Raw genomic sequence first — 17,627 nt, forward strand, 5'->3', positions numbered from 1 at the left:
AAGCCCGACACCTGTCGGGCTTTTTTCATTCGTAGCAGTGTGGAGCTGCCCATGATCAACATCCCCGGCCAACTGGCCATCCGTACCATCAGCGGCCGTAATGGCGAATTCAACGTCGGACGGCTTTCGACCTCTATCGGTGAGTTCGTGATCAAAGACGCACTCCTCGATCAGTACGATGAAGGCAAATACCGAGGCGACTTTCTGATAACGGAGATCCGTCCTTCGTATTACTCCACAGCAGGCCGCCTGATCGTTGAGATCCGTGCAAGGCTGGAAAGCATGAGCCTCGACGACGTCGACAATCTGACACCAGAAGACGCCGCCAGGCTCTCGCCAAACGAGCCTGACCCTATGGATGAAGAGTCTTCTTCCAACCTCTCCAAGCCTGTGCAGCGTAATAATCCGCCCGCCCTACCGGCCACCAATAAACAGGTATCAAAAGAGGATGCCCCGTTCGGGATGACCCCGACCGGCGCAACCAACGACCTCGAGGCAGATGCCGAGTTGTTCGGCACAATCTGGCCTCTAAGCTATACAGTCAGGCTGGACACAACTGTTGATCGTCAGCAACTACGCCAACAGTGCAGTCGGCTCTCGGAGCTCGGCTATTTACACAACTTCAAACTGCAGGTATGGAATATCTCCAATACCTAACGATGCCGGCGATACGCCAAGCCAATCGGCACATTCATGAGAGGCTCCCTCCTGGGCGCTCCTCGACTCAACAGGAGCAGCACATGAATCTAATCTTCAATAACCTGACCCAACAAATCCTTGAAAACATCGAAGATCAGCTCGCCAATAACGAGGTATCGACGAATGAGGAGCTTTGGGACTTCTTCGTAGAGGAGCTCGAAATGACGGCAGAACAAGCCGATGGCGCCGTTGCCCTTCGCCCCAAATACCTGGGGCAAATCTTTCTCACTGGGCACAGCCCACTATTTCAAAACGAGACGGTCTAGTTTGGCGCGGGGAGTCAGATCGATCTGGAGGGCATCACCATCAGGCTTTGTGTTAACGACAGAAAAGCCCTCCCAAAAAGGAAGAAAAGTATAATATCGCACATAAGAACGCCGGTTTGTTAGATGTGTTTGCTCGCACGAACATCATCAATCAAATCGGCGTTCTTGTTTCTGTGTTGCCCGGAATTCCTTGAAGGTAAGCGTCCGGTAAACACGCCTTCCTGACGCCAACGCCTTAATAGTTGAGATCGGTAGTAGACCACGCCGCACGCTTGCGACGCTTTAGCTGGCGCTGAGATTGAGCGGATGCTTGAACAACGTGACGTGGCCTAGGCCGCGATACAGGACAGGTTAGGAAATTCGCGGCCTCATCCAGACGCTGAGTTAGGCACGCGTCTGCAGTGCCCTGTTTACGTAAAGAGATGAGTTTAGCGACTAGATCAATTAGGCGAAATTCTAGCAAAGAATCCCGCCTAATCCGGTAGTCAGGCCGTCCTAGCGCGATTTGTGGCAACAATTTGCTCATCTGTAAACTGACTGCCGGGAACCATAAATTTTGCGATAAGTGCGTCTCGGTTTTGAGGTGCCCGTACCTTGTCTGCCGCCTCCAGCGCCATCTTCAGCTCCGGCAATGTTAGCTCGGTGCAGTAGGCTGGTGTTCCTGGTTGCTGACGCCACGAATCTTCAAGGCTACCAGCGGCAAGCGCGATAAAGCCCGTATCCTCAACGAGATCCTGCGCGACGGCCTCTGCATGAGTGTCATCCCCTGCTACATGTAAGCCAATGCGTGTCGAAGATCCAGTTGGTTGCCGATTGTCGGCAAGAGTCGCTGCAAGGACGGCGTTCCAAGCCTTAATGACCGGGCGGCTAAACTGCTCGCTTACCCAAACGTTCACGGGCTTGCCGTCGTCAACTTCTATGATTGCCCCGTCGCGTCCCGGATAGTAATTGGACGTGTCAATGACAACGACTTTCTCGGGGACATTCTTTAACGTCTGTTTGAGATCTGGATATTTTGGGAAGGGTATCGAGAGGATCACAACGCCTACCTCGGACACTGCCTCTTCCTTGGTCACAGCGTGTGCGCCGATTTCACTGACCAGGTTTTGAAGGCTTTCGGGGCCTTTCGAATTTGCCAGCTTAACTTCATGGCCGCACGCGACGAGCTTGCGGGCAAGGGTAGCCCCAATATTGCCGGCGCCGCTAACTCCGATTTTCACTTCAATAACCTCCTCACCCACAACCAATATTCAAGTTGCTACCTGGCTAGGTGTGCGAATGAATCAAGCGTGTCGCAAAGCCGCTGCGATCTGGGGTGAGCACGCATGTCGCTTGACTCAGGTAAATACGACTCTTCAAGAATGAAAGGTTACGCTGTCGGTAATCGGCACACGATGCCAGCGTCTAGCGGCATCCAAATTACCGCCATTCGCCCCTTTTGGGTCGGTAGCGACGACCACTTTCGACAATCGGTGTTAATGGTTAAGCCTCAGTCCGTTCCGCATCTCAACGGTGTCATCGACCTAACCCCTCACATCGAACGGCACTCTCGAGCTCCGTATCGCCGAGCATCATTTCAAAACCCGCGGTTTCTTCCTTACGAGATAGTTCAGTGATTAAGGAATCAGAATTTGCGATGAAAATATTGACCGCGGCCGGCGTTAAAAAACTAGGTAATTATGTTACTCAGCAGCGTTGCGAGGAGTTTGAGGTAATTTCGTGTCTGTGCTTAGCGACACCGCTACGTAGCGTAAATTTTTAGCTAGCCGTATTATTTTTGACGACGGATAACGAGATAGCTACAGCAGAATTACAATTCTGACACAATCCCAGCGGAACCTTCTTTTTTTGAGCCGTGTCAAAGTAGGCTGTTGACTAGCACCGTATCGCCGGCTAGAGGAGACGCAGGTCTGCAAAAAATCGCATACCAACAACATACTTTCATCCTAAACTACAATTAGTTTAAATGAGTTTTATTAGCCGTTCTGAAAGGTAGGATCCATATTTGTGTTTTTGTTTGTAGCGATGAGAATCTAGATTGAAGCCAACCACTACATTAGGCAAGGAGAAGCATGTGGGATCCAATCACGCTCATGGCGGTGCCGCTCTACGTGAAGGACACCAGAAAAAACTACTCATGGCGCTTGCCCTGACTGGTATTTTTATGATTGCGGAGGTTATCGGAGCATGCGTTACCGGCAGCCTAGCCCTGCTGTCTGATGCATCACATATGCTCACAGATACTGCTGCTCTGGCAATTTCACTGATTGCTCTCCAAATAGCCAAGCGGCCAGCGGACCAGAAACGGACTTTTGGATATGCTCGCATAGAGATCCTAGCCTCAACGTTCAATGCCTTATTACTCTTTATGGTCGCTGCCTACATTTTGTACGAGGCGTATCAGCGCTTGCTAGTACCGTCGGAGATTGCTACCGGTGCGATGATGTGGATCGCAATTGGGGGTCTTTTTGTGAACCTGATATCGATGCGTCTGCTCTCCTCTGCCAGCAGTGAAAGTCTGAATCTCAAGGGAGCCTATCTTGAAGTCTGGAGCGACATGCTTGGTTCATTGGGCGTGATCATAGCGGCACTTGTCATCCGATTTACAGGTTGGAGCTGGGTCGATACGATTGTCGCCGTAGCAATCGGTATATGGGTGTTTCCACGTACTTGGCAGTTGTTGCGCGAAAGCTTGGGGGGTACTTATGGAAGGGGTACCCGACAATCTCAATATTGCGGAAATAGAGTCCCTGATACTTGGAGTAGATGGGGTCATGGAGGTCCATGATCTGCATGTTTGGGCTCTAAGTAGTGGCCGCAATATCCTGACGTCGCACGTAGTCGTGCGAGATTCATTAAATCGAGATGTTATTCTCGCATCAGTCATTGACGCGGTGAGTAAATCGTTCGAAATTCATCACTGCACGATTCAAATGGAGCAAGCAGCCTTTCATGATAATGCTCCGAAGCCTTCACACTAGTCGTTTTTTTGATGACGCTAATTGTTGTATTTGCAGGCAGAAGCCCTAAGAAAAATCGACTTAAGATGCGTTCCCCAAGACTATACGCGCTTTTAAATATGCATTACTGCCACCTCTAAATTTAACGACTAATCGAGTTGACCGGCGGCCAATATTAAAGGAGCCTTCAGGCAGATTCGCCTGCTACGCGCACTGAAGGCATCCGCCAGCTTTGGCCTTAAAAACCTTACCATTGACAGATTCTCGATTATTCCAAACAATCAATTTATCATAACTATCAATAATATTGCGCAAAAATTACAAATTTGCAAAGCTTACGCGCATTTAGCCAATTCGCGCTAGGATCAGTTATTATTGAGTTAATGTAATGCGCATGAAAATAAATAATGAAATTAAACACCAAGCACACAGCAGTACTACCAATCAGCGTATAACCACACTGGCGGCCGATTGGACTATTATTTTACTCACATCCTGAGATAAGTTATGCGCGTTCTAGTTGTGGAAGACGAAACCAAAAACGTAGAATACCTTCAGCAGGGCCTTTCTGAAAGCGGGTACATCGTAAATATAGCAAACAATGGTGTTGATGCCGCTCACTTATTCAATACTAATATTTATTCGTTTCTGCTTCTCGATGTGAACCTCCCTGACATCAATGGCTTGGACCTTTTGGAAGTCATTAGAGAAACCAGCCGGGTCCGCGTCATTATGCTGACTGCCTGGGGACGAACCAACGACAAGCTCAAGGGTTTGGACGGTGGCGCAGATGACTACCTCGTCAAGCCCTTCGAGTTTCCCGAGCTGCTTGCTCGCATGCGCTCGCTGCAAAGACGTGGCGACGAGCTTTTTGAGAAAAACGCGCTGAGAATTTCGGATGTAGAGCTCGACTCTGTGCGCCATCGGGTGTTCCGTGGATCTACACGCATAGACCTCAACACCAAGAAATTTGCTCTCCTGCACCTTCTCATTAGTCGAGCTGGCAAAGCACTTACACGCTCTCAGAGCATCTGGCTGATATGGGACATGAACTTTGACTGCGATAATAACGTTATTGACGTCTCTATCCGGCGATTACGCTCGAAGATCGATGATCCATTTGAGACCAAGCTCATACATAAACTTCGAGGCATAGGGTACGTTCTGGAGGAGCGCGCATGAGGCCGTTCAGTCTGGCTGTGAAGCTGGGATTCAAAGTCGGTTTGATGAGCGCAGCGCTGCTCCTCCTTTTCGCCACCTTTGGGTATGTGATGGTGAGCCAAGCTCTCGAGAGAAACTCCCGAATGGACCTCGAAGTGAAAATGGCGGGTATGACTCACAACCTATCCGCTATCACTAGTATCGCTGATGTCAATCCAGACGCGCACCAGCTAGTTGACTTGGTCATGGGGCACAATAATCTGTACGTCAGCATCTTTGAGTCAGGACAAACGCAAACTCCACTGCTCTCAATAGGTTCGAAGGCAGTCAACCTGGAAGTGCACAAGTTCAAGCCAACCGAGCAGGTTAAACAGCACGAGTGGCGTGACTCCACGGGTCGCCCGCTACTTAGCGCTTCGCGAGTAATGAATCTAGGCGATGGAACCGAAGTTAGTGTGTTCATGACCATGGACCAGTCAGCCAACCAAGCCCTGCTCGATGCATTGCTAACCTGGGCGCTGATGGTCTCGCCTCTTATTCTCTTGCTGATCTTGGCCATTGGATGGTGGACTGTGCGCAGAGGACTACTGCCTCTGACCAAGTTCTTGAGGATTGCCTCGAAAATTTCCACCGAGAGCCTTGATCATCGCCTACCAACGAAGGGGATGCCGGCAGAACTGAAGAAGCTCGGCGATGGAATCAATATCATGCTGATGCGTCTAGATGATGGGGTTCAGCAGCTATCGCAGTTCTCGGACGATCTTGCTCACGAACTGCGTGCACCTTTGTCCAATCTCATGGGTAAGGCTCAGGTTGCGCTGACCCGGGAAAGGTCTCTTCCTGAGTACCGAGAAGTCTTGGAGTCGTGCACGGAAGAGTTGGACCGCATGAGTCGAATGGTTTCCGACATGCTATTTCTAGCCCAGGTCAGCCACCCCGCGTCAATGGTAGAATTCGAAAATGTCTGTTTGCTCGACGAAATTCAGCGGGTCTGCGACCTCTTCAGCATTACGGCCGAAGAAGGCGAAATACAACTCCAGCTCACAGGAAATGGCGTGGTGCGTGGCAATCAGATAATGATTCAACGAGCCATCTCGAACCTTGTCTCGAACGCGATTCGCTACTGCCCAAGAGGCCGGACGGTTTACGTGAAAGTTCAACGCGGTGCTAACGGAACTACCTTGAGTGTTGGTAACCCGGGGCGCGGAATCGCCAAGGAACACCAGGTGCATTTGTTCGAGCGGTTCTACCGTGTAGACAAAAGCCGAGCACGAAATGAAGGTGGTACGGGTCTGGGCCTAGCTATAGTACAGTCAATTATGGGATTGCATCAGGGTTCTGCGAGCGTAGAAGTGACTGATCAGAATTTTACCTGGTTTCACCTCAACTTTCCCGACACCCAAATGAAGCAAACGCAAATGGGCGCAGCCTAGGTCCCGTATATGGAGGGGGCCGATTTTAGAAGAGCTCTCTTTTTTACTTGAAAGCTTTAATGCCTGAGGGCTGCCGTATTGTTTTGGTCTTTAGCTCGACGTCTAGAGGGGAAGGCAGCCCTACCCGAAAATATGGCGAGCAGCCACATATAACGCGACCTTATCGGCACGCCCCCCCCCCCCCCGCCTTAAACTCTTTCACGCCCCTCTGAGTGAACCACAGACGGAGTCAAAAAAATTCGACAGCCAGTTTGACTAACCGCCAACGGCGCCGCATTTGAGATGCCAGCTAATCTAGCCGTTAGCTTCGATGCGTAAACAAAAATATCCAATCGCTGCTACACAGTCTTTAGATCGTTTATGGCTAGCTTCCACTAGTGGCAAAAAATCCAAAAACATCAATGGCTTAGATATCACATTAAAGGTTATGAAAGAAAAATAGCCTGCTTCGGAGCTTTCACAAACACAAAATTTATACCGTTTCACCAAACGCATAAATTACGAAATTGTAATGATTCCCTCACCCTGCTGTTAGCTTCAAAATCCTAAACTATCAAACCACAAAGGCTGCTAGTTAAGCAGACCTAGTAAACATCGAGGGCACAATGAAATTCATAAAACTCCTCTCTATTGGTATCGTACTGACTGGATTTATGAGTTCCGCTTTTGCTGAAGACGGTTTCGAGCGAACCAAAAATTTCAAAGATAACTTCCGAGCCGAGCAAGCTCGTCTATGGGGTCCTGATGTATCGGAGAAAAGTAAGCAGAAAATTGCTCAAGAAAAACAGAAAGAACCTAAGGGCATTAGCAGCAAGTCGACAACTAAGAGACAGTAAAAAACAATTAACACGATCAAAGCCATCGACAAAAAGCCAGATTAATATCTGGCTTTTTAGCAACCTCTCCCTAATTGTACTTATTAAATAATTTTTCAGCATCAAAGATAAATCCTGAGATGGATTATTCACTTTAAACTGAAAAGCAGCTAGAAATTTAAATACTCTCTTCGCCGGGCTCTTACTTTCAACGGGAGCCAGTAGCACTATCTCCTAGAATATTTTCACCATCCTGTGCAGTGTCCTTCCAGCGGCATAGAAGCAGTTGGCTCGCGTTCGTTTCAGTGATTATTTTGCAACCAACGTCTACAGGTAGATCAGAATCGCTGTCGCGCAAACGCCTGGAAAGGTAGAACGATCTGTCGCGAGGCCACTTGTCAGGATCTTTGATGCTTTTGGACATTCCCCGGCTATAAAACTCCGACGAATACGAGCGGCGGCCAGGATAAATCAGGGGGCCCGATTGAGACGACTGCACATCCAGCCAGGCCTGCACTAAATCTCGCTGGTTCTGAGGACGATCCTCAAGCACACCGTTATAGATAATACCGGCGCCCGCGACTGGCAGCATCAGAGCGCTCGCTGCAGCAGCCCAAGCAGTCTTTCTGCCCACTTCGCTGATACATTCGGCAAGGAGTAGCGTCCATGCAGGCAGAGCAGGAAGAAGATAGGTCCAGAGAATGTTACCAGAGAAAGTAAAGAAAACAGGTGTCGCCAATGCCCAAAGCCAAAGGTATACATCGAAGCGCTGCATCGTCCCACGCCTGCTAATAACGAGGGGTAGAAAGAAAGTCCAAGGAAGCAACGCTAAGCCAAGCTGAATCCATATGGTGCCGTAGGGCTTGGCGTGAGCACTCCCGTAGAGATCCCCGGCCCAATCACTTACAACATATCGGCTCCAGTGCTCGCCGACAAAAAAATACTCAAGGAAACCCGGCGTCTTCATTTCGGCTGCAATGTACCAAGGCACTGATATACCTAACATGAGAGCAATCCCCGTTACCCAAGGAAGCCTCAATACCCGATTCCATTGCTTGTAGATGACGATCCAAAAAAATGCTGGCGCGCCCATCAGTACCAAGGTCAGTGGCCCTTTAGCAAGCAGGCCCAAGCCGAGAGCTAAGAACATAAGGTAGGCATCCCCTTTGCCTGCGCACTTCATCCAACGCCAGAAACCATAGCTGGCCAACAGGATCGAGAACGATAAAACGGGGTCAGTCAGCACAACACCACTGGACACCAAGCCCAGCGCCGTGCCGGAAAAGATGATGGCTGCCCAAATGCCCGCCTTGCGCGATACCTCCTGTGTCGCGAGCCTGATGATGATGAAGCAGCTTGCCAAGTGGAGAAACCAGGCTGGGAATCGAGCAGCAAACTCATTGGTGCCGAATACCGTCATGCTCGCCGCTTGGGTCCAGAAAGACAGCGGTGGCTTGCCCCAAAATGGAACTCCGTAATCGAACATCGGAGTCACCCAGTCACTCAGTTCAACCATCTTGCGTGCCATTTCAGCGTAGCGTGCTTCAGAGGTATCCATCAGGGGATATACGCCCAGCCCCAGGAGACGCAAAAGCAGAATCGAACTCAGGATGAACCACAATGTTCGCTCGCTTTTCAAATTCAGCATTTCTTACCCTCGAGTGAGGAAGCCGGAGGATGAATAGTCATGGGTCGCGCTTCATTATTACTATTTAGAAAATAAAGGGGGCGGCGTTTGACCTCCGCGAGCGTTACGCCTACGTACTCGCCCACCAGTGCAACACCCACGCACATGAATGAAGCAATTCCGACAAGCAGGTGATGGATGTCAAAGGAGCCTGCTACCAGTACTGCGAGCAGGTAGCAGATGCTGGAGACAAAGAAACTGAAGCTAATGAGACTGAATATACGAAGCGGCTTGCGGGAGAAGCTGAGAATACTTTCGATGGCTAGGTCCAGCAGGCTAGCGGCGTTCCACTTGGTATTGCCGGCATGACGGGAAGTGCGATTGTAGGGTAACTCAATGGTGCGAAAGCCTACCCAGCCGATCAAACCCTTAAGAATTCTGGAGCGTTCGTCCAGCGCTCTTAAGGCGGCCAATGGAGCAGGACCAATCAGACGGAAGTCACTGACATCCACCGGAAGATCAACTTTCTCCACCAGGCGCTGCATGATCCAGTAATAGCTACGTGCACTCGTGCGTTTTAGCCAGGAGTCGCCAGTTCGCAAGTCGCGTTGCATGTTCACAACGTCGTAACCCATCTGCCAATGATATACCATACTCGAGATGAGTTCAGGTGGATCCTGAAGGTCGACATCAATGAAGATCAATGCGCTACCGCGTGCATGGTCGATCCCTGCACTTAACGCAGCCTCTTTTCCGAAGTTCCGACTTAGGAACAGGCATCGTACATTTGATCCATCTTGATAGTGTCGAAGTAGGTCTGCAGTTTGATCGCTACTACCATCGTCGACATAGAGAATCTCGCACGAAACAGGCAGGCGCTTTACAACTCTGGTGATGCGCTTGTGAAATTCCGGAATGGTTTGCTCTTCTTGAAAGCAAGGAACCACTATTGTTAACAAGGGGTCAGCGCGTTCGGAAAGCCGATGTGATGTCCGCATGATTGAATGTCCAGAAACGATGCGCAGTGAATCCGAGCGCAGTTAGGGTTAAAGTCACTAAAATCTGAGAGACAAGCGGTGAGAGATTGAATTTAATCAGAACCCACATACCTACACCATTACCGATATTAGTTGCCAACGAGACAAGTACAAACCTGATAGGTTGAAGCTTATAAATTCCCGTCGCCACGAAACTGAGCCTTCTATTACCAATATAGCTAATAATAGCGCCTATCACGCCTCCGCCAACGCTGGCTAACACTGGATCAGTAACTCCATTTACAATAAGCAGGAGAAATACAAAATAGTGCCCCCCGGTTGCTACGAATCCAATGCCTAGATAACGAATAAGCAAAGCTATGATCGACATGCTTGTATTTTCCATCTACAAAGACTAAACAACCCGAAGTGAAAAAAAAGTGAACTGCATGTAATTTCAGAACTAAATAATGCAGCACCTCGACAATAGCTGTGCCACCCAACAAACACCAAAAAACCCTAATAATAAACTGAACAAATAACTCTAGCATGATCCAGAGATTACAATTCTGATAAGAGCATATACATGATGGCACTTTAGATCTTGGACAATTAAGCACTTTCTCAAAACATGAAAACCAGTAACGACACCAATAATTACACCAATTAAGTATCAACTTACCAACCAGTGATCCATTTTCTCACGAGCGCCCATCAGTTTAAACAAGAAGCAACCTGCTAAACGTACGTGTCGTCGAGCTAAGCCCATATATTCAGTGTTTATTTTTGGTTGGGTAGCAAGCTAGTACGACCCAGAACTTGCTGCCACACCATCGACTTTCGTTTTTCGTTCAAAGCCTGAGGACTCACCTAAAGCAATTATCCGGAGTTAAGTCTTTAAGTAAGCCTAAGCCCCGAGCCAATTATAAACTTTCCAATAAACACCCTTATCAAGCCGCACTTCGACTGAGTCAGTGCTCATGCTTTGCCTGGATGTCACAGAAATCAGTTTTTTTCAAAATTCGCTGCTTCTGAGTGCAAATTCGCCGGCCTAAATTTTTTAGCTGGACTTGACTTACTTTTGGGGAGGGGGGCAAGGACTGACAATCTTTGGTTAAAACATGTCAAGGACCATAGAAAACGCCAGGCATCGCCTGGCGTTTTTCTATGGCCTCTAAAAATCCTATCGATGCATTCAATTTTTGTTGTTGACACATTGGGAAAACAAAGAATAACGAATCGTATTAAGCTCACCCCGCGAGTCTTCGTAGGTCATCAACCGTTGATACACCTCGCAAGTACGGGGATCCTGGGACTGACGCACAAATTTTGCAACATCAATCTTCATTCCATACTTGTAGTCCTGAATCTCTGGTATTGGCTTATTATTTTTCGCCGCATAGCTAGCCACGGCGTTCTGATGTTCCTGAATATATTGCAACTGCTTCTTTTCGGAAAACGTAGTAGCTTGTGAAACTATAGGCAAAACAGCTAGGGCTGCCGCAATGATAAGCTTTTTCATAAGGTCCTCTCAATATCAATCTTATTGGGAGTAACCTTATCAACTCACAGGCATCACCGGCATGACGGTAAACTTACAATTTTGAAAGGTGACAACAATATCCAGAATGAAAAGCCCACAACGTTGCTGTGGGCTTCTGTTATGGGCTATCAGCTACCCGCTTCATCACCATCATCATCTTTGCGGTGTGCCCATTGATACAGAGCAGGAAGCACCAACAGAGTAAGCACGGTAGACGAAAGAATCCCGCCAATCACCACTGTCGCCAGTGGCCGCTGAACTTCAGCACCGGTACCTGTTGCGAGAGCCATCGGGATAAATCCGAGGGATGCGACTAGGGCTGTCATCAGAACGGGCCTTAACCGTGTCAACGCGCCTTCATCTACCGCTTGCCGGAGGGTACGTCCTTCCTCCCGCAGCCCGCGGATAAAAGAAATCATAACCAGGCCGTTTAGAACTGCCACACCGGACAGCGCAATGAAGCCAACTCCCGCCGAGATAGACAGCGGGATATCCCGCAACCACAGTGCAACTACACCGCCGGTGAGTGCGAATGGAATTCCGGTGAAGACCAGCATGCCATCCTTCAAGTTGTTGAACATCAGGAACAGCAGTGTCATGACCAGAAGCAATGCGACTGGAACAACGATCTGCAGACGCTTGGCTGCTGATTGCAACTGCTCAAACTGGCCACCCCAGGTAGTCCAGTAGCCTGCTGGGATCTGCACAGTAGCCAGCGACTTAGTCGCTTCTTCAACGAACGAGCCTAGGTCACGGCCTCGAACGTTTGCACTAACTACTACCAGCCGTTTCCCATTTTCGCGGCTGATCTGGTTCGGGCCCAACTGCAAGTCAAGATTAGCGACTTGGGACAGAGGAATGAACCCTATCTGATTAGCATCCTGAGCAACATTAGCAGGCACAGGAATCAGCAAGCTGGACATACCCGCTACGTCAGTGCGCACGGTCTCAGGCAGTCGCACCACCATATCGAACCGACGATCGCCCTCATACAATGTACCTGCCTGGCGGCCACCCACAGCAATAGCAATTGAGTTTTGCACATCCGCGATGTTCAAACCGTAGCGTGCTGCTTTTTCGCGGTCGATGTTGATGGTTAACACAGGAAGGCCGGAAGTCTGCTCAACCTTGACCTCCGATGAGCCCGGTACCGCTTTAAGCGATGCCGCGATTTTGTTGGCGGTGCTGTTGAGCGCGTCCATGTCATCGCCAAAAACTTTCACCGCAACGTCACTACGCACGCCCGAAATCAGCTCGTTGAAACGCAACTGGATCGGCTGGGACAACTCATAGTTGCTTCCCGGGACACCTGCTGCGGCTTTCTGCACCTCAGCGATCAGCTCATCACGAGGCTTATTGGGATTTGGCCACTGATCCTGAGGCTTAAGCATTATGTAGGCGTCAGAGGCGTTAGGCGGCATTGGATCAGATGCGATTTCTGCAGTACCCGAGCGTGCGAACATCCGCTCTACTTCTGGGACCTGCGCTATTACCGCTTTCTCCAGGCGCTGTTGCATCTCGACGGACTGAGTAAGGCTCGTTCCGGGCACTCGCATAGCCTGCATCGCAAAGTCGCCCTCACTAAGGCTGGGAATGAACTCGCTACCCATACGACTTGCAAGTATACCGCTAAGTACGACCAGAGCTACTGCAGCCGAGAACGCAATGTTCCGGTGCCCAAGAACCCATTGCAGTATCGGCTCATAGCGCTGTCGGGCGGTGCGCATTACCACGCCCTCCTCTTCCTTGACCTTGCCAGTGATGAACATGGCGATAGCAGCAGGAACAAAGGTTACGGAAAGAATCATTGCCCCCAGCAGCGCCATTACGACAGTGAATGCCATGGGGTGGAACATTTTTCCTTCGACGCCGGTTAGGGCGAAGATCGGCAGATACACTACCATGATGATCAACTGGCCAAATATCAGTGGCCGGCGAGCTTCACCTGCAGCGGCAAAGACTTCATGGAAGCGTTCTGCTTTGGTGAGTATGCGACCATGCTTGTGTTGCGCATGAGCCAGTCGGCGGATCGCGTTTTCTACTATAACCACGGCACCATCTACAATAATGCCAAAGTCGAGTGCTCCCAAACTCATTAGGTTTGCACTAACCTTGTTGTTGAACATACCTGTGAAGGTAAATAGCATGGACAGCGGGATCACCATTGCGGTGATCAGTGCTGCGCGGATGTTGCCGAGGAACAGGAAGAGAATAGCAATTACCAGAATCGCGCCTTCCACCAAGTTCTTCTTCACCGTCGCAATGGCTTTTTCAACCAAGTTGGTACGGTCATAAACGGTCACAGCAACCACGCCCTTCGGCAGGGTGCGGTTGATGTCGGTCAATTTGGTGGCCACAGCTTGGGACACTGTACGACTATTTTCACCAATCAGCATAAATACGGTACCGAGTACTACTTCGCGACCATTCTCAGTAGCAGCCCCCGTTCGCAGTTCTTTACCGATGCTGACTTCAGCAACGTTGCTGATGCGAATCGGCGTGCCATCTACACTGGTAATTACGATGTTGGCAATATCTTCGATATTGCTTACCTGACCCGGCGCACGAATGAGCAACTGCTCACCATTACGCTCGATGTAACCGGCGCCCACGTTGGCGTTGTTGCTTTCCAATGCAACTACCAGGTCATTAAGTGTCAGCTTGTAGGTAGCCAACCGCTTCGGGTCCGGCGCAATCAGAAACTGCTTGGCGAAGCCACCGATGGTGTTGATCTCGGCAACACCAGGGACGTTGCGCAGCTGCGGCTTGATAATCCAATCCTGGATCACTCGCAGGTCGGTGGGAGTGTAAGGAGTACCATCTTCTTTGAGTGCGCCATCTTCCGCTTCAACGGTCCACAGGAAGATTTCACCAAGCCCGGTGGATACAGGCCCCATGACGGCCTCGACCCCATCTGGCAACTGTTCCTTTGCAACCTGCAAACGCTCGTTAATGAGTTGGCGGGCAAAAAAGATGTCAGTACCGTCTTTGAAGATCACGGTGACCTGTGACAAGCCGGAGCGAGATAGGGATCGGGTTTGCTGAAGGCCCGGAAGACCGGCCATGGCCGTTTCAACTGGAAACGTGATCCGCTGTTCGGTTTCCAACGGCGAGTAACCAGGGGCGCCAGTGTTAATCTGCACCTGGACGTTTGTGATATCAGGCACCGCATCAATGGGCAGTTTTTGGTAGCTGTAGATACCTATACCGGCCATGATTAGAACTGCGATCATTACTACGATGCGCTGCTCAATGGCGAATCTGATGATACGTTCAAACATAAGAAATCATCCTGTAAATTCGCATCAGTGGCCATGCTCGGCAGACGCTTTGCCAAGCTCAGACTTGAGCGTGAAGCTGCCACTGGTTGCCACTTGGGCACCCGATTGGAGGCCTTCGGTTATTTCCACATAGCCACCGGCACGGCGACCTAGAGTTACCCTGCGAGTGTCGAAGCCCTCAGTGGTCCTCACGAAAACTGCAGTTTTTTCCTCGACGGTCTGCACCGCTGACTCTGGAACAGCTACAGCAACTTGATCAGTTTGTGACGTGACTGCGATGCTCACGAACAGCCCCGGTCGCCAGGCCCCATTGGGATTGGTCAGAGTGACACGGACGGGCGCTGCACGATTCTGCTCGCCCAAAAGGCTGCCTACGTAACCCACCTTGCCCTCGACCTCAGCCTTCATGTCAGGAGAAGAAACCTTTACCGAGCGGCCAGTCACGACCTTTCCGAGATCGCCAGGAGGAACCGCGAAAGTTGCCCACACCTGATTAAGATCGGACAGGATGAAAGCATTGGTTGCCTCGCTGACCACCTCACCGACGGTCAGGTGCTTTTCCACTACAACTGCGTCGAAAGGCGCACGCAGTTCATAGCGGTTACCGCCTGCAGAATTGACCGAAGCGCCGATTGCTCCGACCTTTTGCTTAGCGTTGGCCAGTGATATTTCAGCTTCTTGCAAAGCTTGTCGCGCCTGAAGGTAATCTTGCTCGGCGGAGATTTTGTCCTGCCACAACTGCTTCTCGCGGTCAAAAGTCAAGCGTGCCAACTCAACACGTCGCTGTGCAGCTTGTTGCTCACTGCGCATATCCGAGATCTGTTGACTGGCAATCACCGCAAGGACTTGGCCCTTCTTGACCGACTCGCCCAGGTTCGCCTGAACGCTTTCAACAACTCCAGGAACGCGAGGTACCACATGTGCGGTGTGGTCCTCATCAAACCGTATTTCGCCAGGAAAAGTCACAATAGTGCTAATCTCACGGGGAGCAGCTGCTTCCAGAACGACGCCCGCAGCCTCAATCTGCTCGGCGCTAAGCGTCATCTTGCCCTCTTCCTCATTGGCATTTTCGCTGTGGCCTTCCTCACCGTGACCTTCATCCCCCCCGTCTTTAGCAGGTGCTACAGCAGTTCTCTCATGGCCATCTTCAGTGCCATGTTCGGCCTTACTGACTGGAGGCTGCTCGGAACTGGAGTTCCAGGCGAAACTGCCAAATCCGAGGACTGCCACAGCGATTACCGCGAGCGCGATCTTGCGTTTGTTATCCATTGCTACTCCTGCTGATCTTAGGTACCGGCTTATTCAAAGACGCATACAAGGAAAATGCCTGGCCTGTTCAGCGCGTATTGGCAGTCAAGCCGACGTCGCCATACACCCTTTCCACTTGAGCACGCGCATTGGTCGCAGCCGCCAAAGAGTCGAGGTACTGGCCACGAGCAACTATCAAGGTGCGCTGAGCATCCAGCACTTCGATGAAACCGAATTTGCCCATCTCAAATCCACGAGTTGCGGTATCCACGGCCTGTTGAGCTGAAGGCAGGATCGTCTTGTCATAGGACTCGACCTCCTGCATGGCGGTAGCCCACTGATTCACTGCGGTTTGAGTTTCGGAACGTAGCCTGAGCTCAACAGCGTTTCGCTGGTCTCGGGCCTGATCTGCGCGGCGAGAAGCGGAAAGAATGTTGCCCTGATTGCGATCAAACAGCGGTAAAGGCATCGACAGCCCCACGACATTGACCCTCTCGCGAATAGAGCGGTCGTATTGGCTACCAACACTCACGGTGAGATTCGGGATGCGCTGCGCCTTTTCCGCGCCTAGTGAGGCATCGCTCTTATCTATTTGAGCAAGCGCTTGACGCATATCTGCGGTTTGATCGAGCTTCGCCAGTAATTCTGTAGCTTGCGGCGGCTTGCCGGGAGATAGGTCTGGCGAGTCAAGACGATCAAATGCAGTGACCGAACTGCCTATTAACTGGGCCAATTGCTGGTAAGCCGTTGACTTCAAGGTTTCAGCGCGCCTTACCTGTAACTTGGCTTCAGCCAGTTGCACCTGAGCGCGCGTGGCTTCCACCGGCGAGGACTTACCGGCACGCACCCGTCCATCGACGATGCGCAGACCGCGTTCGGTGAGCTCCAATGATTGTTTTGCCAGATTCAAGCCGGTCTGAGCTCTCAAAGCAGCGTAGTAAGATTGAACAACATCTGCACGAAGGCTATTGACTCGACGGTCCAGCTCTAACTGCGCGACGCTTTGACCGTAGGTTGCAACCTCGACACGAGCACGTCGCTTGCCACCCAACTCTAACGGCTGACTAAGCGCGACAGTCGTCGTGCTGGTATTACGACGGGTGTCTTCTACTTGATAAGAAATTTCAGGATTGGGGATGAGTCCAGCCTGCTTGCGCACTCCTTCAGAGATTCCGATCTCTTGACGTGCTGCTGCAAGATCGGGGTTAGCGTCTATTGCCGTCGAAAGCGCTTCAGCCAGACTGAGACTCTGGGCAAATGCGGCAGGCACCCACAATCCAGACAAGACCATACAGAACACAAAGACTTTCAAAGGAAAGATGGGGGTTTTAGATAAAGCAATGTGATTATACCAGGGCACTTTGATAGTCCTCATGCACAAACTTTGATAAAGCTTGGCGAGAACGCCTAAACAGCTGCCAAGCTCCTCTGGATCAGGTGATGGCACTCTAATCAGCGATCACTATCAGAGGGGTGGCTATAAAATTACAATTTCGTTAGAAACCCTGGGGGGATAGTCGAAATAGAAAGCTTTCAGGCGAAACGCAGGGATTTAGTGAAAAAGATTCTGGAAGCCCTGCAACGGTGGAAATACCTGATAACAGAATTGTAATCACC

At 50.5% G+C, this 17,627-nt stretch carries 13 protein-coding genes and 1 pseudogene; 6 read left to right on the forward strand and 8 right to left on the reverse strand.

Features of this window, described 5'->3' with window-relative positions; genetic code table 11:
- Positions 1 to 51 precede the first annotated feature (51 nt).
- Entirely contained in the window at positions 52 to 657 is a 606-nt protein-coding gene (locus ACLH0J_RS30030) for a DUF3275 family protein (protein ID WP_019818102.1), read from the forward strand.
- Positions 658 to 740: 83 nt separating this feature from the next.
- A complete protein-coding gene (locus ACLH0J_RS30035) occupies positions 741 to 965 on the forward strand; it encodes a hypothetical protein (protein ID WP_019818103.1) in 225 nt (74 codons plus the stop codon).
- 485 nt (positions 966 to 1,450) lie between these two features.
- On the opposite strand, the gene ACLH0J_RS30040 is transcribed toward ACLH0J_RS30035, so the two are convergent.
- Entirely contained in the window at positions 1,451 to 2,191 is a 741-nt protein-coding gene (locus tag ACLH0J_RS30040) for an NADPH-dependent F420 reductase (protein WP_073845723.1), read from the reverse strand.
- Positions 2,192 to 3,039: 848 nt separating this feature from the next.
- On the opposite strand from ACLH0J_RS30040, the pseudogene ACLH0J_RS30045 reads away from it, so the two are divergent.
- The 4 genes and pseudogenes from ACLH0J_RS30045 to ACLH0J_RS30060 all read left to right on the forward strand — a co-directional run bounded on the left by ACLH0J_RS30045 (position 3,040) and on the right by ACLH0J_RS30060 (position 7,355).
- Positions 3,040 to 3,946, forward strand: a pseudogene (locus ACLH0J_RS30045) (cation diffusion facilitator family transporter).
- A gap of 486 nt (positions 3,947 to 4,432) precedes the next feature.
- A complete protein-coding gene (locus ACLH0J_RS30050; RefSeq protein ID WP_019818106.1) occupies positions 4,433 to 5,107 on the forward strand; it encodes a heavy metal response regulator transcription factor in 675 nt (224 codons plus the stop codon).
- Positions 5,104 to 6,519 (forward strand): heavy metal sensor histidine kinase, encoded by a 1,416-nt coding sequence (locus ACLH0J_RS30055; protein ID WP_019818107.1) that lies wholly within the window; start codon positions 5,104 to 5,106, stop codon positions 6,517 to 6,519. The genes ACLH0J_RS30050 and ACLH0J_RS30055 overlap by 4 nt, the downstream gene beginning before the upstream one ends.
- 605 nt (positions 6,520 to 7,124) lie before the next feature.
- Complete coding sequence (locus ACLH0J_RS30060; RefSeq protein ID WP_019818108.1) at positions 7,125 to 7,355, forward strand: hypothetical protein; 231 nt, start codon at positions 7,125 to 7,127, stop codon at positions 7,353 to 7,355.
- A gap of 187 nt (positions 7,356 to 7,542) precedes the next feature.
- On the opposite strand, the gene ACLH0J_RS30065 is transcribed toward ACLH0J_RS30060, so the two are convergent.
- The 7 genes from ACLH0J_RS30065 to ACLH0J_RS30095 form a co-directional block, all read right to left on the reverse strand.
- Complete coding sequence (locus ACLH0J_RS30065) at positions 7,543 to 8,982, reverse strand: ArnT family glycosyltransferase (protein ID WP_019818109.1); 1,440 nt, start codon at positions 8,980 to 8,982, stop codon at positions 7,543 to 7,545.
- Positions 8,976 to 9,959, reverse strand: coding sequence for a glycosyltransferase family 2 protein (locus ACLH0J_RS30070; protein ID WP_024073373.1), 984 nt, complete (start codon positions 9,957 to 9,959; stop codon positions 8,976 to 8,978). Before ACLH0J_RS30070 ends, ACLH0J_RS30065 begins: the two co-directional genes overlap by 7 nt.
- Positions 9,925 to 10,344 (reverse strand): GtrA family protein, encoded by a 420-nt coding sequence (locus ACLH0J_RS30075; RefSeq protein ID WP_024073372.1) that lies wholly within the window; start codon positions 10,342 to 10,344, stop codon positions 9,925 to 9,927. The genes ACLH0J_RS30070 and ACLH0J_RS30075 overlap by 35 nt, the downstream gene beginning before the upstream one ends.
- 789 nt (positions 10,345 to 11,133) lie before the next feature.
- The gene (locus tag ACLH0J_RS30080) at positions 11,134 to 11,460 is read right to left on the reverse strand and encodes a DUF2790 domain-containing protein (protein WP_019818112.1); all 327 of its coding nucleotides are present in this window, start codon (positions 11,458 to 11,460) and stop codon (positions 11,134 to 11,136) included.
- Positions 11,461 to 11,609: 149 nt separating this feature from the next.
- On the reverse strand, positions 11,610 to 14,762 hold the full coding sequence (locus tag ACLH0J_RS30085; RefSeq protein ID WP_024073371.1) for a CusA/CzcA family heavy metal efflux RND transporter: 3,153 nt from the start codon (positions 14,760 to 14,762) through the stop codon (positions 11,610 to 11,612).
- Between the two features lie 24 nt (positions 14,763 to 14,786).
- A complete protein-coding gene (locus ACLH0J_RS30090; protein ID WP_024073370.1) occupies positions 14,787 to 16,031 on the reverse strand; it encodes an efflux RND transporter periplasmic adaptor subunit in 1,245 nt (414 codons plus the stop codon).
- A gap of 67 nt (positions 16,032 to 16,098) precedes the next feature.
- On the reverse strand, positions 16,099 to 17,370 hold the full coding sequence (locus ACLH0J_RS30095; RefSeq protein ID WP_131672237.1) for a TolC family protein: 1,272 nt from the start codon (positions 17,368 to 17,370) through the stop codon (positions 16,099 to 16,101).
- Between the last annotated feature and the right edge of the window lie 257 nt (positions 17,371 to 17,627).

Source organism: Pseudomonas sp. MPB23 (assembly GCF_046605395.1).
Taxonomy (GTDB): domain Bacteria; phylum Pseudomonadota; class Gammaproteobacteria; order Pseudomonadales; family Pseudomonadaceae; genus Aquipseudomonas.